Origin of the sequence: Acidocella sp. (assembly GCF_036489515.1) — a bacterium.
In the GTDB taxonomy this organism is placed as follows: domain Bacteria; phylum Pseudomonadota; class Alphaproteobacteria; order Acetobacterales; family Acetobacteraceae; genus Acidocella.
Genome location: NZ_DASXFO010000008.1, coordinates 1 through 21,656, shown reverse-complemented (window position 1 = coordinate 21,656; position 21,656 = coordinate 1). Strand labels below are relative to the sequence as shown.

General features: G+C 64.3%; 18 protein-coding genes. 10 read left to right on the top strand and 8 right to left on the bottom strand.

Features of this window, described 5'->3' with window-relative positions; genetic code table 11:
• Nucleotides 1-68: 68 nt before the first annotated feature.
• From VGG47_RS01200 to VGG47_RS01175, 6 genes are all read right to left on the bottom strand, one after another.
• Complete coding sequence (locus VGG47_RS01200; RefSeq protein WP_331535034.1) at nucleotides 69-860, bottom strand: 3'(2'),5'-bisphosphate nucleotidase CysQ; 792 nt, start codon at nucleotides 858-860, stop codon at nucleotides 69-71.
• Nucleotides 857-2,764, bottom strand: a complete 1,908-nt coding sequence (gene cysN, locus VGG47_RS01195) for a sulfate adenylyltransferase subunit CysN (protein ID WP_331535033.1) — start codon at nucleotides 2,762-2,764, stop codon at nucleotides 857-859. The genes VGG47_RS01200 and cysN overlap by 4 nt, the downstream gene beginning before the upstream one ends.
• Nucleotides 2,764-3,681 (bottom strand): sulfate adenylyltransferase subunit CysD, encoded by a 918-nt coding sequence (cysD, locus tag VGG47_RS01190; protein ID WP_408841273.1) that lies wholly within the window; start codon nucleotides 3,679-3,681, stop codon nucleotides 2,764-2,766. The genes cysN and cysD overlap by 1 nt, the downstream gene beginning before the upstream one ends.
• A 329-nt stretch (nucleotides 3,682-4,010) precedes the next feature.
• Nucleotides 4,011-5,615, bottom strand: coding sequence for an L-lactate permease (locus VGG47_RS01185; protein ID WP_331535031.1), 1,605 nt, complete (start codon nucleotides 5,613-5,615; stop codon nucleotides 4,011-4,013).
• 444 nt (nucleotides 5,616-6,059) lie between these two features.
• Nucleotides 6,060-6,365, bottom strand: coding sequence for a hypothetical protein (locus tag VGG47_RS01180; protein WP_331535030.1), 306 nt, complete (start codon nucleotides 6,363-6,365; stop codon nucleotides 6,060-6,062).
• Complete coding sequence (locus VGG47_RS01175) at nucleotides 6,362-6,652, bottom strand: hypothetical protein (RefSeq protein WP_331535029.1); 291 nt, start codon at nucleotides 6,650-6,652, stop codon at nucleotides 6,362-6,364. Before VGG47_RS01175 ends, VGG47_RS01180 begins: the two co-directional genes overlap by 4 nt.
• A gap of 273 nt (nucleotides 6,653-6,925) precedes the next feature.
• Between VGG47_RS01175 and VGG47_RS01170 the strand changes: the two genes are divergently transcribed.
• The 6 genes from VGG47_RS01170 to VGG47_RS01145 all read left to right on the top strand — a co-directional run bounded on the left by VGG47_RS01170 (nucleotide 6,926) and on the right by VGG47_RS01145 (nucleotide 13,384).
• On the top strand, nucleotides 6,926-8,608 hold the full coding sequence (locus VGG47_RS01170; RefSeq protein WP_331535028.1) for a formate--tetrahydrofolate ligase: 1,683 nt from the start codon (nucleotides 6,926-6,928) through the stop codon (nucleotides 8,606-8,608).
• 233 nt (nucleotides 8,609-8,841) lie between these two features.
• Nucleotides 8,842-9,594: an ABC transporter ATP-binding protein gene (locus VGG47_RS01165; RefSeq protein ID WP_331535027.1), complete on the top strand. Its 753-nt coding sequence runs from the start codon at nucleotides 8,842-8,844 to the stop codon at nucleotides 9,592-9,594.
• Nucleotides 9,587-10,279, top strand: coding sequence for an ABC transporter ATP-binding protein (locus VGG47_RS01160; RefSeq protein WP_331535026.1), 693 nt, complete (start codon nucleotides 9,587-9,589; stop codon nucleotides 10,277-10,279). The genes VGG47_RS01165 and VGG47_RS01160 overlap by 8 nt, the downstream gene beginning before the upstream one ends.
• Before the next feature lie 45 nt (nucleotides 10,280-10,324).
• Complete coding sequence (locus VGG47_RS01155) at nucleotides 10,325-11,557, top strand: ABC transporter substrate-binding protein (RefSeq protein WP_331535025.1); 1,233 nt, start codon at nucleotides 10,325-10,327, stop codon at nucleotides 11,555-11,557.
• 4 nt (nucleotides 11,558-11,561) lie between these two features.
• Nucleotides 11,562-12,449 (top strand): branched-chain amino acid ABC transporter permease, encoded by an 888-nt coding sequence (locus VGG47_RS01150; RefSeq protein WP_331535024.1) that lies wholly within the window; start codon nucleotides 11,562-11,564, stop codon nucleotides 12,447-12,449.
• Nucleotides 12,446-13,384: a branched-chain amino acid ABC transporter permease gene (locus VGG47_RS01145; protein ID WP_331535023.1), complete on the top strand. Its 939-nt coding sequence runs from the start codon at nucleotides 12,446-12,448 to the stop codon at nucleotides 13,382-13,384. Before VGG47_RS01150 ends, VGG47_RS01145 begins: the two co-directional genes overlap by 4 nt.
• A 147-nt stretch (nucleotides 13,385-13,531) precedes the next feature.
• Here the strand turns inward: VGG47_RS01145 and VGG47_RS01140 are convergent, their stop codons facing one another.
• Nucleotides 13,532-14,089 (bottom strand): carboxymuconolactone decarboxylase family protein, encoded by a 558-nt coding sequence (locus VGG47_RS01140; protein ID WP_331535022.1) that lies wholly within the window; start codon nucleotides 14,087-14,089, stop codon nucleotides 13,532-13,534.
• A gap of 3 nt (nucleotides 14,090-14,092) precedes the next feature.
• The gene (locus VGG47_RS01135) at nucleotides 14,093-15,583 is read right to left on the bottom strand and encodes a malonyl-CoA decarboxylase domain-containing protein (protein WP_331535021.1); all 1,491 of its coding nucleotides are present in this window, start codon (nucleotides 15,581-15,583) and stop codon (nucleotides 14,093-14,095) included.
• Between the two features lie 313 nt (nucleotides 15,584-15,896).
• On the opposite strand from VGG47_RS01135, the gene VGG47_RS01130 reads away from it, so the two are divergent.
• The 4 genes from VGG47_RS01130 to fdhF form a co-directional block, all read left to right on the top strand.
• Complete coding sequence (locus VGG47_RS01130; protein ID WP_331535020.1) at nucleotides 15,897-16,796, top strand: LysR family transcriptional regulator; 900 nt, start codon at nucleotides 15,897-15,899, stop codon at nucleotides 16,794-16,796.
• A gap of 91 nt (nucleotides 16,797-16,887) precedes the next feature.
• Nucleotides 16,888-17,373 carry a formate dehydrogenase subunit gamma gene (locus tag VGG47_RS01125; RefSeq protein ID WP_331535019.1) on the top strand — a complete coding sequence of 162 codons (486 nt, stop codon included), beginning with the start codon at nucleotides 16,888-16,890 and terminating at the stop codon, nucleotides 17,371-17,373.
• On the top strand, nucleotides 17,373-18,887 hold the full coding sequence (locus VGG47_RS01120) for a formate dehydrogenase beta subunit (RefSeq protein ID WP_331535018.1): 1,515 nt from the start codon (nucleotides 17,373-17,375) through the stop codon (nucleotides 18,885-18,887). The genes VGG47_RS01125 and VGG47_RS01120 overlap by 1 nt, the downstream gene beginning before the upstream one ends.
• 12 nt (nucleotides 18,888-18,899) lie before the next feature.
• Nucleotides 18,900-21,656 (top strand): formate dehydrogenase subunit alpha (gene fdhF / locus VGG47_RS01115; protein WP_331535017.1); only part of this gene is annotated, 2,757 nt, incomplete at its 3' end.

The following is a 21,656-nucleotide window of genomic DNA, read 5'->3' as shown; positions in this document are numbered from 1 at the left end:
AAAGCGGCGCAAAAATTTTTGTTATGCTGGGCCATGGGCGTTGTCGCCGACAAAGCCCATGGCCCAAATTAATAAAGTTTTTTTGCTACTTTTTGTTCACAAAAAGTAGCCTTCCCTTTTCCTAAAAGCCCCAGGATACGGTCCGCATCCTCCGTCCGGCAGATCAGCAGGTCGGGCAGGTACGGGTCGGCGTTGTTGTAGACCAGCGGTGTGCCGTCGATGCGCGAGACGTGCAGTCCGGCGGCCAGCGCCACCGCGGCGGGGGCGCAATTGTCCCACTCATACTGCCCGCCGGAATGCAGATAGATATCCGCCGCGCCGCGCAGGATCGCCATGGTCTTGGCGCCGGCCGAACCCATCGGCACCAGGTCGGCGCCAAGCGCCGCGGCCACGGCAACGGCCTCGGCGGCCGGGCGCGTGCGGCTGACCAGCATTCTGGGCCGGGCAGGGGCACGGGGAATTTCCAGATCGGGACCGGAGCAGAAAATCAGGCCTAGGGCGGGCAGGGCGACCGCGCCGGCGACCGGCACGCCATCGACGGTCAGCGCGACATGCACCGCCCAATCCTCCCGCGCCTCGCCATATTCGCGCGTGCCGTCCAGCGGATCGACGATCCAGACCCGGCGGGCCGACAGCCTTGCCGGGTTGTCCTGCTCCTCCTCGGAGAGCACGGCGTCGTCCGGGCGCTGTGCGGCCAGGGCCTCCATGATGAAGGCGTTGGCGGTACGATCCCCGGCCTTGCCCAGCGCCTTGCCTGCAAACAGGCCGGAGCGCTGCAATTGCAGGAGCAGGTTTCCGGCGATGGTGGCGATCTGTCCCGCCAGTTCCACATCGGCCGATTGGATCAAGGACGTGCTCATGGGATCAGCGTCTCGACAATGAGGTCGGCGGCTTCCTCCGGCGTCATCTTCATCGTGTCGATACGCAGCTCAGCCGCGGTCGGCGGCTCGTACGGGCTGTCGATGCCGGTGAAGTTTTTCAGCTGGCCGGCGCGGGCCTTTTTGTAGAGCCCCTTCACGTCGCGCGCCTCGGCATCGGCGAGCGGCGTGTCGACAAAAATCTCGATGAACTCGCCCGGCGCCATCATGTCGCGCACCATCTGCCGCTCGGCGCGGAACGGGCTGATGAAGGCGGTGAGCACGATCAGCCCGGCATCGGTCATCAGCTTCGCCACCTCGCCGATGCGGCGGATGTTCTCCACCCGGTCGGCCTGGGTGAAGCCCAGATCCTTGTTCAGCCCATGGCGCACATTGTCGCCGTCGAGCAGGAAGGTGTGGCGGTTCATGCGCACCAGCCGCTTCTCGACCAGATTGGCGATGGTGCTCTTGCCGGCGCCGGAGAGGCCGGTGAACCACAGCACCGCCGGCTTCTGGTTTTTCAACCCGGCATGGGTCTCACGGGAAACATCCAGCGCCTGCCAGTGCACATTCTGCGACCGACGCAGCGAAAAATTCAACATGCCGGCGGCGACCGTGGCGTTGCTGAGCTTGTCGATCAGGATGAAGCCGCCGAGCGTGCGGTTCTCCGCATAGGGCTCGAAGGGGATCGGCCGGTCGGTGGTGACGTTGGCGACGCCGATCCCGTTCAGCTCCAGCGTCTTGGCGGCCGTGTGCTCCAGCGTGTTGACGTTGACCTGATATTTCGGCGCGTGGATCGTGGCCGTGACCGTCTGCGTGCCGAGCTTGAGCCAATAGGGGCGGCCGGGCAGCAGCGCCTCATCGGCCATCCAGACGATCGTCGCCTCGAACTGGTCGGCGACCTGCACCGGCGTGTCGGCCGCCGTGATCACGTCGCCGCGCGAGCAATCGATCTCATCGGCGAAGCAGAGCGTGACCGATTGCCCCGCCACCGCCGTCTCCAGATCGCCGTCCAGCGTGACGATGCGCGTGATGGCGGAGGTCTTGCCCGAGGGCAGCACGCGGATGGCATCGCCCGGGCGGATGCTGCCGCTGGCGATGAGCCCGGCGAAACCACGGAAATCGAGGTTCGGCCGATTCACCCATTGCACCGGCATCCGAAATTTTTTGGTCCCGGCGCTCGTGACGTCCAGCTCCACTGTTTCCAGATGCTGGATCAGCGGCACGCCGGAATACCACGGCGTGTTCGTGGAACTGGCGGTGACGTTATCGCCGACGAAGCCGGAAATCGGCATGGGCGTGAACGACACGATGCCGATGCTTTTGGCGAAGGCGGCGTAATCGGCGACGATGGCATCGTATTTCGCCTGGTCGTAGCCGATCAAGTCCATCTTGTTGACGGCCAGCACGATGTTCCTGATGCCGATGAGATACGCCAGGTAGCTGTGCCGGCGCGTCTGCGTCAGCACGCCCTTGCGTGCGTCGATCAGGATGATCGCGAGGTCGGCGGTGGAGGCGCCAGTGACCATGTTGCGCGTGTACTGCTCATGGCCGGGCGTATCGGCGACGATGAATTTGCGCTTCTCGGTGGCGAAAAACCGGTAGGCGACGTCGATGGTGATGCCCTGCTCACGTTCCGCTGCCAAGCCATCCACCAGCAACGCGAAATCGATGTTCTGGCCTTGCGTGCCGACGCGCTTGGAATCCGCTTCGAGCGCCGCCAGCTGATCTTCGAAGATCATCTTGGAATCATAGAGCAGCCGGCCGATCAGCGTGGACTTGCCGTCATCGACCGAGCCGCAGGTGATGAAGCGCAACAGCGATTTGTGCTGGTGCTGCAACAGATAGGCGTCGATATCGGCGGCGATCAGCGCGTCCGCCTGATAGGAGGGAGCAGAATTGTCCATTAGAAATACCCTTCCTGCTTCTTCTTTTCCATGCTGGCGGACTGGTCGTGGTCGATGGCGCGGCCCTGGCGCTCGGAGGTGGTGGTGAGCAGCATTTCCTGGATCACTTCCGGCAAGGTCGTGGCTGCGGATTCCACCGCACCGGTCAGCGGGTAGCAGCCGAGCGTGCGGAAACGGATGCTCTTCTCCTCCGGCACTTCACCGGGCTTCAAGCGGAAGCGTTCATCGTCGACCATCAACAGCAGCCCGTCGCGCCGCACCACCGGGCGCGACGCTGCGAAATACAGCGGCACGATCGGGATGGTCTCCAGATGGATGTATTGCCAGATGTCCAGCTCGGTCCAGTTGGAGATCGGAAAGACGCGGATGCTCTCGCCCTTGGCCTTGCGCGCGTTGTAGAGATTCCACAATTCCGGGCGCTGGTTCTTCGGGTCCCAACGATGATTGGCGGAGCGGAAGGAGAAGATGCGTTCCTTGGCGCGGGATTTCTCCTCGTCGCGGCGCGCGCCACCAAAGGCCGCATCGAAACCATATTTGTCGAGCGCCTGCTTCAACCCTTCGGTCTTCCACAGATCGGTGTGCAACGAACCATGGTCGAACGGGTTGATGCCGCGCGCCATGGCGTCCGGGTTGTGATAGACCAGAAGCTCCATGCCGCTCTCGCGCGCCATGCGGTCGCGCAGCTCGTACATGGCCCGGAACTTCCAGGTCGTATCGACATGCAACAGCGGGAAGGGCGGTGGTGCTGGATAGAACGCCTTGCGGGCGAGGTGCAGCATCACCGCGCTGTCCTTACCAACGGAATAGAGCATCACCGGCTTCTCGGCCTCGGCCACCACCTCGCGCATGATGTGGATGGACTCCGCCTCAAGGCGTTGCAGATGGGTCAGGCGCTGCGGCGAGGCAGGAAAACTCATTTCAGGCCGGTCTCCGAATTGGGTCGACATATCCACTCCTTTAAGCGCAGCCCGCGCCGCAGGGAAACATGCCTCTTGCATGGCAGAGTATATAATTCCCTAAAAACCACAAAAACCCGACAAAAAAGAAAGGGCTTCTTTTTGTGAACAAAAAGAAGCAAAAAAACTTTATTAACCTGGGCTATGGGCGTTGTCGCCTACACCGCCCATAGCCCAGCATAACAAAAGTTTTTGCGCCGCTTTTTTCAAAAAGCGGCTTCTTTCTTTCTCTGCACATAAAAAAGGGCCGCATCTCGCGATGCGGCCCTTTTCCGGCGGTAAGCTCCGGCTCAGCCAGGAATGATCCAGGGGATCAGATATTGCTGGACCGCCACGAGGATGGCGATCAGCACGGTGAACACCACCGAGTGGATGAAGGTGCGGGCGAACACCTTACCCTCCTGCCCGACCATGCCCACCACCGACACGCCGGTGGCGATGTTCTGCGGCGAGATCATCTTGCCCATCACGCCGCCGGAGGAGTTGGTGGCGGCGAACAGGATCGGGTTGAGGTGCAGCTGGCGCGCCGCCACCGTCTGCAGATTGCCGAACAGCGCGTTGCCCGACGTGTCGCTGCCCGAGAGCATCACCGCGATCCAGCCCAGGAACGGCGAGAACAGGATGAACAAGTGCCCGGTCGAGGCGAGGCCGAGGCCAAGCGTGTAGGCGAGACCGGAATAGTTCAGCAGGTAGGCGAGGCCGACGATCAGCATCACCGTGACCACCGCGATCCAGGCCTGACGGATCGTGGTGCCGATGCACTTGAAGAACCCGGCGGGCGAGAGGCCGGTGACGAAGGCGGTGATGACCGCCGAGACCAGGATCGCGGTACCGGTGGCCAAAGGCTGGAAGCCCCAGACCGCGGCATAGGGCTTGCCATGATACAGGGTGATCGAAATCGCCTTGTCCAGGCCCGGCCAATGGATCAGCTGCTGGCCTATATTGGCGATATTCAACAGGGTCCAGACGATCACGACGATCGAGACGATCACCCAGGGCACCCAGCCCTGCCAGGGTGAGATGCCGGACGTGCGCTCAGCATCCAGCACATGATCCTCGATCGCGAATTCCGCGTCATAGGCCGGTTTCCAGGACTGCAGGAACAGCACGGTGACGACCAGCGAGCCGAGCGAGGCCAGCACGTCGGTCAGCGCGTAGTTGATGTAGTTGGACGTAATGGCCTGGAACACCGCGAAGCTGCCGCCGGCGACCACCAACATCGGCCACAGCGCCTTGATCGAGCGCCAGCCGCCATACAACGCTGTGACATAGAACGGCAGAATGAACGCCATGACCGGCAGCTGGCGGCCGACCATCTGGCCGAGCTGGTGCGCCGGCAGGCCGCTGACGGCGCCCAGCACCGTGATGGGCACGCCCAGCGCGCCGAAGGCGACCGGGGCGGTGTCGAAGATCAGCGCGAAGACCAGCGCGTCCATCGGCTTGAAGCCGACCATGATCAGCAGCGAGCCGATGATGGCGATCGGCGTGCCAAACCCGGCGATGCCTTCCAGCAGCGCGCCGAAACAGAAGGCGAGCACCACCAGCACGACCCGGCGGTCATTCGGCAAATACTCGAGCACCCAGGCGCGGAACGCGTCGAAGCGGCCGGTCGCGACGGCAATGTTATACAGGAGCAAGGCGGCGAGAACGATCCACATCACCGGCCAGACGGCGAACACCGCGCCGTTGGCGGTGGCGTCCAGCGCCAGGCCCACCGGCATCTGCCAGAGCGTGACGGCGATGACGAGCCCGACGATCAGCCCGGAAAGAGCCGCCTGCCAGGCCGCGCGGCGCAGCACGCCGAGCAGCAGCAGCACGACGGCCACCGGCAGAATCGCGACGATCGTGGAGAGTCCGAGACTCCCCCCGACGGGCGTGATCAATTGTTGGAACATGAGACCTCCTCGAAAGATTTTTGATTAAAAGGGCCGGATGCGCGCGGCGCCGGCCCGTACGGTCAGCAGCGGCGGGGCTTCGCGCCATGACCGGATGACGAATCGACCAGGGTTTTACGCCGGTCCTGAGGTGCCGCTGGTGCACGATAGCCCATCTGCACTGGCATAAGTCTTCGTTTCCCCGGTTTTGTTAGTCGTTCCCTGCATAATACTGCCGGGTTGTCTCGCTTGTACCGGAGGGTTTTTGGAAGCACCAGAGGCTTTTTCCACTCCGGCACGGTTATTTCGTGTCAGAAAGAAGAAAGAAGCCGCTTTTTGAAAAAAGCGGCGCAAAAACTTTTGTTATGCTGGGCCAGTGGCGTTGGAACCAGCACGGTCTAAACTAACAAAGGTTTATGCTGGGTCATGGGCGTTGTCGACGCCAACGCCCGCGGCCCGGCAGCCTCAGCGCTGCAGCACGTAGCTTCCCGGGGCCGGCGCGAGCGCAGGGGCGCCGGAGCGCGCTTTGAGCCAGCCGGACCAGGACGGCCACCAGGACCCTTCCAGGCAGGTGGCGGCTTTCTGCCATTCCTCGGGCGGCACATAGAGATCGCCCGGCTTGCGGTTGAGCAGGCAGAAGAAAGTCTGTTCCTTCTCCGGCTCAGGCGGGCAAGGGGGTTCATTGGGACTGACGGCGACGCCCGGCGCCAGGCCGCGTTTACCCGCCAGGCGGGAGCGCCCGGTGGGCGGCAAACCCGCTTCCGCCGTCACGGCGCGGTGAATTCGCTTTTTTTCGCGGCGACGCTGGGCCGCTGCTCATGGCTCATGGACGGGCCGGAGCGCTCCAGCATTGCCCCCAGCAGGATCGCGTTGGCGCGCATCAAGGCCTGGCAGTAATTGATATGCGCTTGGGCGACGCCACGCGCGGCCTCGCTGTACCGTTCGAACATCTGCAACGAGGGCATCAGCTTCTGCTGCGCCAGCAGCATGTCCCGCGACAATTCAAAAACCGCGAACGGGTCACCAGGGTAACGATGGGTCTGATCATGGTCGGTCATGGTCGCTGTTCCTTCTGAACCGGTCCCAATACGCGCATTAATTTGGTCCGCCGGCGTTGACCTCGATCAAGTCGACTGGGGGGTAAAAAAAGCGGCGCAAAAACTTTTACTATGCTGGGTCATGGGCGTTGTCGCTGACAAAGCCCATGACCCAGCATAGTAAAGTTTTTTTGCTACTTTTTGTTCACAAAAAGTAGCCTTCTCTTTCCCTTCCCTTCGCAGGTTCCAATCCCGCTCTTTATAACGCCAACCGGGCCGTGCTAGGCGACAAAGATGTCCGAACGCACCGTTTCCCCCGACCTCGACATCGCCCGGGCCGCGCGCCTGCTCCCGATCCAGGAGATCGCCGACAAACTCGGCATCCCGCCGGAGGCGGTGTATCGTTACGGTCCGCACAAGGCGAAGGTGGCGCTGGATTTCGCAGCACACGCCTCCACCCGGCCGCGTGGCAAGCTGATCCTGGTCACGGCGATCAGCCCGACCCCGGCCGGCGAGGGTAAAACCACGACCACGATCGGGCTGGGCGACGCGCTGCGCCGGCAGGGGGCGCGGGCGGCGATCTGCCTGCGCGAGCCGAGCCTGGGGCCGTGCTTCGGCGCCAAAGGCGGGGCCACCGGCGGCGGCCACGCCCAGGTCGTGCCGATGGAGGACATCAACCTGCATTTCACCGGCGACATGCACGCCATCGCGGCGGCGCATAACCTGCTCGCGGCGATGATCGACAACCACATTTTCTGGGGCAACGCGCTGGGGCTGGACACGCGGCGCATCGTCTTCCGCCGCGTGGTCGACCTCAACGACCGGGCCTTGCGCGACATCGTGGTGGGCCTCGGCGGCGCCAACAACGGCGCGCCGCGCCAGACCGGGTTCGACATCACCGCCGCCAGCGAGGTGATGGCGATCTTCTGCCTCGCCCGTTCGCTGCAAGACCTGGAAACGCGGCTCGGCAATATCGTGATCGGCCGGGACCAGGCCAAACGCCCGGTACGCGCGCGCGAACTGAAAGCCGCCGGCGCGATGACGGCGCTGCTGAAGGACGCGTTCGCGCCGAACCTGGTGCAGACGCTGGAGGGCACGCCGGCCTTCATCCATGGCGGGCCGTTCGCCAACATCGCGCATGGCTGCAACTCCGTGCTGGCGACCGAGACCGCGCTCGGCCTCGCCGATTACGTGGTTACCGAGGCCGGGTTCGGCGCCGATCTCGGTGCTGAAAAATTCCTGGACATCAAATGCCGCGAGGCCGGCCTCACCCCCGCCGCCTGTGTGGTCGTGGCCACCGTGCGGGCGTTGAAAATGCATGGCGGGCTGGGGCTGAAGGAGCTGGGGGCTGAGAACGTGGCGGCGGTGCAGGCGGGCTGCGCCAACCTCGTCCGGCATGTGCGCAACATGCAGAAGTTCGGCCTGCCGGTGGTGGTGGCGATCAACCGCTTTACCGCCGACACCCCGGCCGAGCTGGCCGAAGTGGCGGCCGCCTGCCACGCGACCGGCGTGCAGGTTGTGCCCTGCAATCACTGGGCCGAAGGCGGTGCGGGCGCGCTGGCCCTGGCCGACGCGGTCATGGCGGCGGCGGACCAGAAACCGGCCTTCCGCACGCTCTACCCGGACGACATGCCGCTCGCACAAAAAATCCGCACCGTGGCCACGGAGATTTATGGCGCCGCCGAGGTCAGCTTCGAGCCGGCCGCGCAGAGCCAGCTGCAAGCCTTCGAGGCGGCCGGTTTCGGCGCCCTGCCGATCTGCATGGCCAAGACGCAATACAGCTTTTCCGCCGATCCGGCATGGAAAGGGGCGGCGGAAAATTTCACCTTGAAAATCCGCGAGGTCCGGCTCTCCGCCGGGGCCGGTTTCGTGGTGGCGCTGTGCGGCGAAATCCTCACCATGCCCGGCCTGCCGCGCCATGCCGCGGCGGAGGGGATTTTCATCGACGCGGATGGGCAGATCGGCGGGCTTTCCTAAGGAAAGGAAAAAGGAAGGCTACTTTTTGTGAACAAAAAGTAGCAAAAAAACTTTTGCTATGCTGGGTCATGGGCTGTGTCGGTGACACAGCCCATGACCCAGCATAGCAAAAGTTTTTGCGCCGCTTTTTTCAAAAAGCGGCTGCTTTCCTTCATCTGAACTTTGCCGCGCAGTTGCACGGTCGCGCACGGCGTGCCAGACATTTCGCAACAAAATCATTTGGGAAGAAGCGATTGGCCGAAGCGGTTCTAGAAACCACGGGTCTGACCAAGACGTTCAACGGCTTCAGCGCGGTCAGCGGCGTTGACTTGCGCGTGATGGCCGGCAGCATCCATGCGCTGATCGGCCCCAACGGGGCGGGGAAAACCACCTGCTTCAATTTGTTGACGAAATTCCTGAAACCCAGCGCCGGCACGATTCGCTATAAAGGCGAGGACATTACCGGGTTGAAACCGGCCGAGGTGGCGCGCCGCGGTATGGTGCGCAGCTTCCAGATCTCCGCCGTGTTCGGCCATCTCACGGCGCTGGAAAATGTCCGTATCGCGTTGCAGCGTGCGCGCGGCGGCAATTTCGATTTCTGGCGCAGCGACACGGCGTTACGGCGCTACAACGACCGCGCGCACGAGCTGCTGGCCAATGTTGGCCTGGACGATGCGGTGCAAGTCCCGGCCGCGGAACTTTCCTATGGCCGCAAGCGGGCTTTGGAAATCGCCACCACGCTGGCGCTGGACCCGGAGTTGCTGCTGCTGGACGAGCCGACCGCCGGCATGACCGAGACCGACGTGGCGCGCATCGTCGCCTTGATCAAAACCCTGCGCGCGGGCCGCACGATTCTCATGGTCGAGCATAATCTCTCGGTGGTGTCCGGCCTGTCGGATCGCATCACCGTGCTGACACGCGGCAAAATCCTGGCGGAAGGCGATTACCAGACGGTCTCACAGCACCCCGACGTGATCACCGCCTATCTGGGGACCGACCATGCTTGAAGTGGCCGGGCTGAATGCGTGGTATGACGAAAGCCATGTGCTGCACGGCATGGATTTCGAAGTGCGCGAAGGCGAGGTGGTGACGCTGCTCGGCCGCAACGGCGCGGGCAAGACCACGACGCTGAAAGCGATCATGGGGCTGCTGCCCAAGCGCACCGGCAGCATCAAATTCGGGGGCCAGGAATTGATCCGCGCCCGGCCGGACATCGTGGGCCGCGCCGGCATCGGCTTCTGCCCGGAGGAGCGCGGCATTTTCGCCGGCCTCACCGTGCAGGAGAATCTGCTCCTGCCGCCGGTCGTGGCACCGGGCGGCATGAGCATCGCGGACATCCACACGCTGTTCCCGAACCTGAAGGAGCGGGCGAAAAGCTCGGGCACCAAGCTCTCCGGCGGCGAGCAGCAGATGCTGGCGATCGCGCGCATCCTGCGCACCGGCGCGAAACTGCTGCTGCTCGACGAACCCACCGAGGGGCTGGCGCCGGTGATCGTGCAGCAGATCGGCCTGATGATCGCCGAGATCAAACGGCGTGGTTTCACCGTGCTGCTGGTGGAACAGAATTTCCGTTTCGCTGCCAGGCTGGCGGACCGGCATTATGTGGTCGAGCACGGCCAGGTGGTGGACATGATCCCCGCGCAGCTTCTCGACTCACGCATGGAGGCGCTGCAGCAACGCCTGGGAATCTAATCAACGACCAAACTAAAAAACCATAATCCTGAGGAGACAAAAAGAATGAAAATTACCCGACGCTCCGTTCTCGGCACTGCCGCCGCCGCTGCCGCCGCGGGAACGCTGCCCAGCCTGCCGGCGCGCGCCGCGGGCAAAAAACTCACCATCGGCGTGTGCAGCGATTTCTCCGGCGTGTACAGCGACATTGGCGGCGAGACCTCGGTGGCCTGCGTGCGTCAGGCGCTGCAGGATTTCGGCGCCGCGAACAAGGGCTATGACATCACCGTCATCCAGGGCGACCACCAGAACAAGCCCGATGTCGGCGCCGGCTTGGCGCGGCAGTGGTTCGACAACGGAGTCGACCTGCTGATCGACGTGCCCAACTCCGCCGTCGCGCTGGCGATCGCCGGCGTCGCCAAGGAAAAGAACAAGACCTACATCAATTCCAACGCCGGAACCACGCTGCTGACCGGCGCACAGTGCAACGCCCAGACCATTCACTGGACCTACGACACCTATATGCTGTCGCATTCCACCGGCGGCGCGGTGGTGGCGGCGGGCGGCAAGAAGTGGTTCTTCATCACCGCCAACTACGCCTTCGGCCAGCTGCTGCGCGACCAGACCTCGGCAGTGGTGAAGGCTGCCGGCGGCACCGTGGTCGGCGACGCCGCCTATCCGTTTCCGCAGACCACCGATTTCTCATCGTTCCTGGTGCAGGCGCAATCTTCCGGTGCCAACGTGCTCGGCCTTGCGAATGCCGGCAAGGACACGGTGAACTCGATCAAGCAGGCGCACCAGTTCGGCATCACGCAATCGGGCATGACGATCGCCGGGCTGCTGATCTTCCTCAACGACGTTCACGGCATCGGGCTGGACACCGCGCAGGGGTTGGTGCTGACCGAGAGTTTCTACTGGAACCTGAACAACCGCACCCGCGCCTTCACCAAGCGCGTGCTGCCGAAAACGCCGACCAACTATCCCTCGATGGGCCATGCCGGCTGCTATTCCGGCACGATGCACTTCCTGAAGGCGGTGGACGCGATCGGCGTCCCGGCCGCATCCAGCGGTGCGGCGGTGGTGACGCAGATGAAAAGCATGCCCACCGATGACGACGCGTTCGGCCACTGCACGATCCGCGAGGACGGCCGCTTCATGTGCCCGTCTTATCTGTTCCGCGTGAAAAAGCCCGGCGAGAGCAGCATCCCCTGGGATTATTACGATCTCGTGCACACCACCCCGGCGGATCTGACGTTCCAGTCGATGTCCACCGAAGGCTGCCCTCTGGTGAAGGCTTAAGCCCATGCTGATGATTTTCGGCAAGCCCTTGCCGTTGCTGTTCGGGCAGCTGCTGCTCGGCATCATCAACGGTTCGTTCTACGCCATGCTCTCGATGGGGCTGGCGATCATTTTCGGCCTGCTGAAAATCATCAACTTCGCGCATGGCGCGATGTTCATGGTGGGCGCCTTCGTCACCTGGGGGCTGCTCACCTATCTCTCCGTGAATTTCTGGTGGGCGCTGTTGCTGGCGCCCATCATCGTCGGTGCGTTCGGGCTGCTGCTCGAGCGCACGCTCATCCGCCGCATCTACAAGCTTGATATTCTCTACGGCCTGCTGCTCACTTTTGGCCTCGCGGAGATCCTGCAAGGCGGCCTCACCAATTATTTCGGCGTCTCCGGCGTCAGCTACAACGCGCCGGACCTGCTGTCGGGCGTCGTCAATCTCGGCTTCATGTATCTGCCGGTGTATCGCGGCTTCGTCATTTTCGCGGCGATCCTCGTCTGCGGCGCCACCTGGTTCCTCATCGAAAAGACCCGGCTCGGCGCCCTGTTGCGCGCCGCCACGGAGAATCCGGGCCTCGTGCAATCCTTCGGCGTCAACGTGCCGCGCCTCATCGCCCTCACCTTCGCCTTCGGCGTCGGGCTGGCGGGACTGGCCGGCGTGCTGGCGGCGCCGCTCTATTCGGTCAATCCCGATATGGGGTCTGAACTGATCAACACCGTGTTCGCGGTGGTGGTGATCGGCGGCATGGGCTCGATCGGCGGCGCCATCCTCACCGGCTTCGCGCTCGGCATCATCGAGGGATTCACCGACGTGTTCTATCCCCCGGGCTCGGCCGTGGTGGTGTTCGTGGTCATGGCCATCGTGTTGCTGGCGCGCCCCGCCGGGCTGTTCGGAAAGCTCGCATGAGATTCGGTTTCTCCACAGCCCAGCTCATCGGGTTCGCGCTGATGACGCTGGCCATCATCGTCGCCCCGTTCTTCATCTACCCGATCGTTGTCATGCAGGTGATGTGCTACGCGGTGTTCGCCATGGGTGCGAACCTGCTGATGGGCTCGCTCGGCCTGCTCTCACTCGGCCAGGCGGCGTATTTCGGCATTGGCGGCTATGTCACCGGCTATCTCGTGCAGAGCATGGGCCTGACGCCGGAAGTTGGGATCATCGCCGCGGCACTGGTCGCGGGTGCGCTCGGCGCGGTGTTCGGCTGGCTCGTGATCCGCCGCCAGGCGATCTATTTCGCGATGATCACCCTGGCCCTGGCGCAGATCGTGTATTTCTTCTCCGTCGAGGTAACCGGCTTCACCGGCGGCGAGAACGGCATCCAGGGCATCCCGCGCAGCGCCCTATTCGGCGTGCTGCCGCTGCGCAGCGATACCACGATGTACGTGCTGGTGGCGGTGATTTTTCTCGGCTGCTTCCTGTTCGTGCACCGCATCATGCATTCGCCCTTCGGCCAGGTGGTGAAGGCGATCCGCGAGAACGAGCCGCGCGCCATCTCGCTCGGCTACAAGGCCGAACAGTATAAGTGGATCGCCTTCATCCTCGCCGCCACGCTGGCCGGCATCGCCGGCGGCACCAAGGCGATGGTGATGGGCATCGAAACTCTCTCCGATGTCGGCGCCGCCGCCTCGGGGCTGGTGGTGCTGATGGTGCTGCTGGGCGGCATCGGCACGATTTTCGGGCCGCTGATCGGCGCGCTCATCGTCATCGCCATGCAGTATTATCTGGCGCCGTTCGGGGCCTGGGTGATCGTCATCCAGGGCCTGATTTTCGTCGCCTGCGTGCTGGTGTTCCGCCGCGGGGTGATCGGCGAACTGGCCGTTCGGCTGAAGACCTCTCTTTAAAAGGAAGTAAGCAGCCGCTTTTAAAAAAGCGGCGCAAAAATTTTTGTTATGCTGGGGCATGGGCGTGTCGCCGATAACGCCCTTGGCCCAGCGTAGCAAAGTTTTTTTGCTACTTTTTGTTCACAAAAAGTAGCCTTCCTTTTTCCTTTACGGCAACGCGGGCAAGCGCGCGCCGTTGGGCGCAGGCGTTCGGGCGGTGTTCAGCACCAGGCCTAGCAAGCCGTAATAGCCGGCGATGGCGACCAGATCGAGCATCCCCGCCTCACCGAACTGGCGCACCGCGCGGGCGTAGGTGGCATCGCTGACGCTGCGATGCGCCTCCAGCTCGGCGAGAAACTCCCATGTCACCGCCTCGTCCTCGGGCATCAGCTCCGGCCGGCGTCCCTCGGCGATGGCGGCGACCACCAGCGGGCGCACGCCCTCCTGCAAGGCCAGCGGCTGATGGATCGCCCATTCCACCTGCTGGCTGTAAGCCCGCGCCACGGTGAGGATGGCGAATTCGCGGATGCGGCCGGGCAGGGAGCTCTCATAGCGCAGATAGGCGCCAAGTTTTTCCACGCGGGCGAGCAGTGCGGGGTTGCGCAGCATCGGGATGAACGGGCCCTGGAACACGCCGCGCGCCCCGCCGACCAGGGCGGCCTTCGCCGCCGCCTGCTCCAGCGTCAGTTCGGCATCCGCGATCGGGGGCAGCCGGTCCGTGCTCATCGCTCACCCCGCCCGCAGGGGAAAGCGCCTGCGTTTCGGCGCCGGCTCCTGCAACAGGGCCTCCACATCCTCGGACCTGGCAATGACTTCCTCCCGTGCATAGGCTTCATGATTGGCCTCGATTGTGGCGATGTCATACAGATAATTGACCATGATGCCATGCGATTCCTGCAGGCCGCGCGGCCCGTAATTGCCCCGCCAATTGATCCGCTCCAGCCGCGCGCCATTGCCGAGATGGAACCGCGCCACCGGGTCCTGCGCGCCTTTGCCCGGACGCACGGTGGTCAGGTAGATGGCGCAGAGCCGCAGCAGCGGCGGTTGCAGCGCCGCCGCTTCCGGGCCGTCCCACCATGCCGGAAGGGCCAGCGCCGCGCGCAGCAATTTGGCGTCGTCCTCCGCCTCGCCCCCGGCGACGGCCGCCAGCGCCGCGCGATCGGCCGGCCGCAGGGCCTTCGCGAGAAGCGCCTCGTCAGAAACATGTTTGGCCAGCCACGCGGCAAAGCCGGGCACTGGGGAGAGCGTCGAAAAACGGTGCAGTTGCGGCAACTCGGTGCGCAGCTCCTCCACCACCTGCTTGATCAGGAAATTGCCGAAGGAGATGCCGCGCAGCCCGTCCTGGCAGTTGGAGATGGAGTAGAAAATCGCCGTGTCGGCTTGTGCCGCGCCAAGACGTTGCTCATTCTCATCAGTGTCGCGCGCGAGCAGGCCCTGCACCGCGCCGGCCAGCCCGGTGACCAGGGCGACCTCGACAAAAATCAGCGGCTCGCCAGGCAGCGCCGGGTGGAAGAAGCCGAAGCAGCGCCGGTCCGGCGCCAGGCGGCGGCGCAGATCGTCCCAGCCCTGGATCTCGTGCACCGCCTCATAGGTGATCAATTTGTCCAGCACCGCGGCCGGCGTGTTCCAGTCGATCCGCCGCAGTTCCAGGAACCCCCGGTTGAACCAGGAAGCGAGCAGGTGCAGCAGGTCGGCGTCCAGCGGCTGCAGCTCCGGATGCGCCTTCAGCAGGAGCAGCAGTTCCTTGCGCATCGCCACCAACATGGCGGTGCCGCCGGGCGACATGTTCATCCGCCGCAGCAGTTCCTGGCGCACCGGCTCGGCTGCCGCGGCAAGGTCGGCGGCCGTCTGCGCCGTCGCCGCTGCCAGATAGGCCTGCGCCGCGGCGGTGAGGCGCGCCGGCGCGGGCGTGAAATTGATCGCCAGGAAGCGATAAAATTCCAGTCGTTGCGCGGCATCGAGGGTGGAGAGCCCGCCGTGCAGCTCGCGCGCCACGGCCGCCCCCGAAGCCTCGCCGCGGTTGGAGATCAGCGCCTCGGCGAGCAGGCAGGCACGCTCCCCCGGGCCGATCGAACTGGCCGGCAGGCGCGCAAAGCGCCGGCCGCGATCGGCGATCGACGACCACACCCGGCTCACCCCCAGACGGTCCATCCAGGAGCGGGCGAAGACGGCTTTGACCTCCGGTTTGGCGGGCGATACGGCGCTTTCGGCGTCGGACATGAGGCGTTCTCCCCAACAGACGGCACGGTGAGCTTACGCAGTGTCCTGCGTGAGTTCAATCAGAGTTCTGAGAGCAGGATAGGTGTAGAAGACTACTTTTTGTGAACAAAAAGTAGCAAAAAAACTTTGCTATGCTGGGCCATGGGCGGTGTCTGTGACAACGCCCATGGCCCAGCATAGCCAAAAGTTTTTGCGCCGCTTTTTTCAAAAAGCGGCCACTTTCCTTTCTTCAAACTCGTGCAAAAAAAACTAGACCATGATTGATCTAAGGCAATCATGGTCTAGTAACAGATGAATCCCCGGAGACTTGTTGATGCTTGGCAAACTTGAATATCTGATCGCCCTGGCGGCGGAGCGCAATTTTGGTCGCGCCGCGGAGCGCTGTGGCGTGGCGCAGCCAAGCTTCTCCGCGGGCATCCGCGCGCTGGAAGAGGCGATGGGCGTGCCCCTGGTGCTGCGCAGCTCGCGCTTTCAGGGCTTTACCCCGGAAGGCGAGATCGTGCTGGACTGGGCGCGGCGCATCACCGGCGATGTCTATGCCATGCGCGACAACGTCAACCGGCTGCGCCAGGGAATGACCGGGCTGCTGCGCATCGCCGCGATCCCGACCGCGCTGGCGACCCTCACCGAGATCACCACCCCGTTCCGCGAGCGCCATCCGGCGGTGCGGTTCAACCTGCAATCCTGCACCTCCGCCGAGGTGCTGGCGCGGCTGAACAATCTCGATATCGATGCCGGGATCACCTATCTGGACAACGAGCCGATCGGCCGCACCCGCTGCATCCCGCTCTATGAGGAGCGCTACCGCCTGCTCACCTCGGAATCCGCCCCGCTGGGCGACCGCGCCCAGGTGACCTGGGCCGAGGTCGGGAAAATTCCCCTGTGCCTTCTGACACCGGACATGCAAAATCGCCGCATCATCGACCAGCTCCTGCGCCAAAACGGCGTGGTTGCCGAGCCGACCCTGGAATCCAACTCGATCGTGGTGCTGATCAGCCATGTGCAAACCGGGCGCTGGGCCTGCGTCATGCCGGAGAAGCTGGCGGAAGTTTTCGGCCTGACCACGCGGCTGCGGGCCATCCCGATTGTCGAGCCGGAAGAAGTGCATAAGGTCGGTTTGGTGCTGCCGGACCGCGACCCGCTCTCGCCGCTGACCGAGGCTTTAGTCGCCGAGGTGGCGCGCCTGGCCTTATTAAGGGTGCCAACCAATTGATAGCTTTGTGCTATCGCAGCACGCGTATGTAGTATTGTGCAGAAGGGTGAGCGGCACTACTCTAATGAGTGAAGTGGAGTGCGCCTTTCCTATGACCAGATCAGATTCCTCCCCCGCCGCGGCCTGGAGCGAAACCGACGCCAACGCGATCATCGATGCCCATCTTGGCCAGGAAGGCCCGATGCTGCCGATCCTGCATGCACTGCAGGCGGAATTCGGTTACATCAGCGAGCCGGCGATGCGGCTGGTGGCGCAGCGGCTGAATGTCACCCGCGCCGAGGTCTATGGCGTGGCGAGTTTCTATCACGATTTCCGCTTGGCCTCGCAGGGCCGGCACGCCCTGAAAATCTGTCGCGCCGAGGCCTGCCAGTCGATGGGCAGCGAGGCCCAGGCCAAGAAATTCCTCGACGCGCTGGGGCTGGACTGGGGCGGCACCACGCCGGACGGGCGGCTGACGGTGGAAGCAGTTTATTGCCTGGGCCTGTGCGCCTGCGCGCCGAGCGCGATGCTGGACGGTGAGCCGCATGCGCGGATGGATCTCAACGGGCTGAAGGCCCTCGCGGCGGAGGCGGTCTGATGCGCATTTTCGTTCCTCAGGACGCCGCCTCGCTGGCGCTCGGCGCCGACCGCATCGCCCGGGCGATTGCCGCTGAAGCCGCCGCGCGCGGCACCGAGGTGACGGTGGTCCGCAACGGCTCGCGCGGCCTGTTCTGGCTGGAGCCGCTGGTCGAGATCGAAACCGCGACCGGCCGCGTCGGCTTCGGCCCGCTCACCCTCGCCGACGTGCCGGCTCTGTTCGGCGACCTCGCGGCGCATCCAAAACATCTCGGCCTCGTGCAAGAGATCCCGTTCCTGAAGAAGCAGCAACGCCTGACCTTCGAGCGCTGCGGCATCACCGACCCGCTGGACCTCGACGCCTATCGCGCGCTCGGCGGCTTCGCCGGGCTGGACAAGGCGCGGGCGATGAGCGGCAAGGAAGTCTGCGCCGAGGTGAAGGCCTCCGGCCTGCGCGGGCGCGGCGGCGCCGGCTTTCCCACAGGCATCAAATGGGAAACCGTCCGCACCGCGGTCGCGGACCAGAAATACGTTGTCTGCAACGCCGATGAGGGCGATTCCGGCACCTTCTCCGACCGGCTGATCATGGAGGCCGATCCGTTCTGCCTGGTCGAGGGCATGGCGATCGCCGCCCTCGCGGTGGGGGCGACGCGCGGCTACATCTACACCCGCTCGGAATATCCGCACGCGATCCGCATGATGACCTCCGCGATCGAGATCGCCACGCGCGCCGGGCTGCTGGAAGACCTCCAGCTGGAAGTGCGCGAGGGCGCCGGCGCCTATGTGTGCGGCGAGGAGACGGCTCTGCTCGACAGCCTCGAGGGCAAACGCGGCCAGGTGCGGGCGAAACCGCCGATCCCGGCGCTCATCGGCCTGTTCGGCAAGCCGACCGTGATCAACAACACCATCTCCTTCGCCACGGTGCCCTGGATTCTCGCCCATGGCGCGCAGGCCTACGCGGATTACGGCATGGGCCGCTCGCGCGGCACCATGCCGGTGCAGCTGGCCGGCAACATCAAGCATGGCGGGCTGTTCGAGATCGCCTTCGGCATCACGCTCGGCGAACTGATCAACGACATCGGCGGCGGCACGGCCTCGGGCCGGCCGGTGCGCGCGGTGCAGGCGGGCGGCCCGCTCGGCGCCTATTTCGCGGTCAGCCAGTTCGACACCCCCTATGACTACGAGGCGTTCGCCGCCAAGGACGGGCTGATCGGCCATGGCGGGCTGGTGGTGTTCGACGATGCCGCCGACATGGCGCAGATGGCGCGCTTCGCGATGGAATTCTGCGCGCATGAATCCTGCGGCAAATGCACCCCCTGCCGCATCGGGTCCACACGCGGCGTCGAAACCCTCGACAAGATCATCGCCGGCGAGGCGGTGGAACAGAATCTCGCTTTGGTCACCGACCTGTGCGAGACTTTGAAATTCGGATCGCTCTGCGCGCTGGGCGGCTTCACCCCCTATCCGGTGATGAGCGCGATCAAGCACTTTCCTGAAGATTTTCGTGGCCCGGCCGCGAAACTTGCCGCTGAATAGGAATTTTTCATCATGGGCATGATCCACGAAATCGATTACGGCACCAAACCGAGCACCGCCGCCAAGCTGGTGACGCTGAGCATCGACGGGCAGAGTGTGAGCGTGCCGGAAGGCACCTCGGTGATGCGCGCGGCGACCGAGATCGGCACGCAAATTCCCAAGCTCTGCGCCACCGACATGCTGGACAGTTTCGGCTCCTGCCGTCTCTGCCTGGTGGAGATCGAAGGCCGGGCGGGCACTCCCGCCTCCTGCACCACGCCGGTGGCCGAAGGCATGGTGGTACACACGCAGAACGCCAAGCTCGCCAAACTGCGCCGCGGCGTGATGGAGCTCTATATCTCCGACCACCCGCTCGACTGCCTGACCTGCTCGGCGAACGGCGATTGCGAGCTGCAGGACATGGCCGGCGCGGTCGGCCTGCGTGAGGTGCGCTACGGCTATGACGGCGCCAACCATCTCGGCGCCACCAAGGACGTCTCCAACCCCTATTTCCAGTTCGACCCGTCCAAATGCATCGTCTGCTCGCGCTGCGTGCGCGCCTGCGAGGAAGTGCAGGGCACGTTCGCGCTGACCATCGAGGGCTCGGGCTTCGGCTCGAAAGTCTCGCCCGGCATGTCCGAGCAGTTCTTTGACTCCGAATGCGTCTCCTGCGGCGCCTGCGTGCAGGCCTGCCCGACCGCGACACTGATGGAGAAATCGGTGATCGAGATGGGCCAGCCGGAACATTCGGCGGTCACCACCTGCGCCTATTGCGGCGTCGGCTGCACGTTCAAGGCGGAGATGCGCGGCGAGGAAGTGGTGCGCCTGGTGCCCTACAAGGACGGCAAGGCCAATCACGGCCATTCCTGCGTGAAGGGCCGCTTCGCCTGGGGCTACGCCACGCATCAGGACCGCATCACCAAGCCGATGATCCGCGCCAGGATCACCGATCCCTGGACCGAGGTGAGCTGGGAAGAGGCGATCACTTACGCCGCCACCGAGTTCAAACGCATCCAGCGCGAACACGGCAAGGACGCGATCGGCGGCATCACCTCCTCGCGCTGCACCAACGAGGAAACCTATCTGGTGCAGAAGCTGATCCGCGCCGGCTTTGGCAACAACAACGTCGATACCTGCGCCCGCGTCTGCCACTCGCCGACCGGCTATGGCCTCGGGAAGACGTTCGGGACCTCCGCCGGCACGCAGGATTTCGACTCGGTCGATGAGGCCGACGTGATCCTGGTGATCGGCGCCAACCCGACCGACGGTCACCCGGTGTTCGGTTCGCGCATGAAGAAACGCCTGCGCGAGGGCGCCAAGCTGATCGTCATCGACCCGCGCCGCATCGACCTGGTGCGCACCCCGCATGTCGAGGCCTCGCACCACCTGGCGTTGCGCCCCGGCACCAACGTGGCGATGGTCAACGCGCTGGCGCATGTCATCGTCACCGAGGGCCTCGCCGACGAGGCGTTCATCCGCGAGCGCTGCGACTGGGCGGAATACGCCGAATGGGCGGAGTTCATCGCCAAGCCCGAGCACAGCCCGGAAGCCGTGGCGATGCTGGCCGGCGTGCCGGCGGCGGAAATCCGTGCCGCGGCTCGGCTCTATGCCGAGGCGCCGAACGGCGCGATCTATTACGGCCTGGGCGTGACCGAGCACAGCCAGGGCTCGTCCACCGTCATCGCCATCGCCAACCTGGCGATGGCGACCGGCAATATCGGCCGGCGCGGCGTCGGCGTGAACCCGCTGCGCGGCCAGAACAACGTGCAGGGCAGCTGCGACATGGGCAGCTTCCCGCATGAGTTCCCCGGCTACCGGCATGTCTCCAACGACACCGCACGCGGCATTTACGAGCGCGAGTGGGGCCTGAGCCTGTCCAACCAGCCGGGCCTGCGCATCCCCAACATGCTCGACGCGGCGATGGAAGGCTCCTTCCTCGGCCTCTACGTGCAGGGCGAGGACATCGCGCAATCCGATCCGGACACGCGGCACATCGTCGGCGGGCTCTCCGCCATGCAATGCGTCGTGGTGCAGGACATCTTCCTGAACGAGACCGCGAACTACGCGCATGTGTTCCTGCCCGGCTGCACCTTCCTCGAGAAGGACGGCACCTTCACCAATGCCGAGCGCCGCATCCAGCGCGTGCGCAAAGTGATGAGCCCGAAGAACGGCTACGCGGACTGGGAAGTCACGCAGCTGCTGGCGCGGGCGATGGGCATGAAGATGGACTACCAGCACCCGTCCGAAATCATGGACGAGATCGCCCGCACCACGCCGAGCTTCGCCGGCGTCTCCTTCGCCAAGCTGGACCAGGAAGGCTCGGTGCAATGGCCGTGCAATGAGACGGCGCCGGAAGGCACGCCGATCATGCATATTGACCATTTCGTGCGCGGCCGTGGCCACTTCATGATCGCCGATTACGTGGCGACCGACGAGAAGACCGGACCGCGCTTCCCGCTGCTGCTCACCACCGGGCGCATCCTCTCGCAATACAATGTCGGCGCGCAGACACGGCGCACCGAGAATGCGCAATGGCATCCGGAAGACGTGCTGGAGATCCATCCCCACGACGCCGAAGAGCGCGGCATCAAGGAGGGTGACTGGGTGAAGCTGGCGAGCCGCGCCGGCGAGACCTCGCTGCGCGCGAAAGTCACCGACCGCATGGCGCTCGGCGTGGTCTACACCACCTTCCACCACCCGGTGACGCAGGCCAACGTGATCACCACCGACTACTCCGACTGGGCGACCAACTGCCCCGAATATAAGGTGACCGCGGTGCAGGTGTCTCAC

Bases quoted from the DNA above. Each gene is read 5' to 3' on its own strand.
- VGG47_RS01155 (WP_331535025.1), top strand. From the start codon at position 10,325: ATGAAAATTACCCGACGCTCCGTTCTCGGCACTGCCGCCGCCGCTGCC.
- cysN (WP_331535033.1), bottom strand. From the start codon at position 2,764: ATGGACAATTCTGCTCCCTCCTATCAGGCGGACGCGCTGATCGCCGCC.
- VGG47_RS01175 (WP_331535029.1), bottom strand. From the start codon at position 6,652: ATGACCGACCATGATCAGACCCATCGTTACCCTGGTGACCCGTTCGCG.
- VGG47_RS01130 (WP_331535020.1), top strand. From the start codon at position 15,897: ATGCTTGGCAAACTTGAATATCTGATCGCCCTGGCGGCGGAGCGCAAT.
- VGG47_RS01125 (WP_331535019.1), top strand. From the start codon at position 16,888: ATGACCAGATCAGATTCCTCCCCCGCCGCGGCCTGGAGCGAAACCGAC.
- VGG47_RS01140 (WP_331535022.1), bottom strand. From the start codon at position 14,089: ATGAGCACGGACCGGCTGCCCCCGATCGCGGATGCCGAACTGACGCTG.
- VGG47_RS01160 (WP_331535026.1), top strand. From the start codon at position 9,587: ATGCTTGAAGTGGCCGGGCTGAATGCGTGGTATGACGAAAGCCATGTG.
- cysD (WP_408841273.1), bottom strand. From the start codon at position 3,681: ATGAGTTTTCCTGCCTCGCCGCAGCGCCTGACCCATCTGCAACGCCTT.
- VGG47_RS01135 (WP_331535021.1), bottom strand. From the start codon at position 15,583: ATGTCCGACGCCGAAAGCGCCGTATCGCCCGCCAAACCGGAGGTCAAA.
- VGG47_RS01185 (WP_331535031.1), bottom strand. From the start codon at position 5,615: ATGTTCCAACAATTGATCACGCCCGTCGGGGGGAGTCTCGGACTCTCC.
- VGG47_RS01150 (WP_331535024.1), top strand. From the start codon at position 11,562: ATGCTGATGATTTTCGGCAAGCCCTTGCCGTTGCTGTTCGGGCAGCTG.
- VGG47_RS01170 (WP_331535028.1), top strand. From the start codon at position 6,926: ATGTCCGAACGCACCGTTTCCCCCGACCTCGACATCGCCCGGGCCGCG.
- VGG47_RS01200 (WP_331535034.1), bottom strand. From the start codon at position 860: ATGAGCACGTCCTTGATCCAATCGGCCGATGTGGAACTGGCGGGACAG.
- VGG47_RS01145 (WP_331535023.1), top strand. From the start codon at position 12,446: ATGAGATTCGGTTTCTCCACAGCCCAGCTCATCGGGTTCGCGCTGATG.
- VGG47_RS01120 (WP_331535018.1), top strand. From the start codon at position 17,373: ATGCGCATTTTCGTTCCTCAGGACGCCGCCTCGCTGGCGCTCGGCGCC.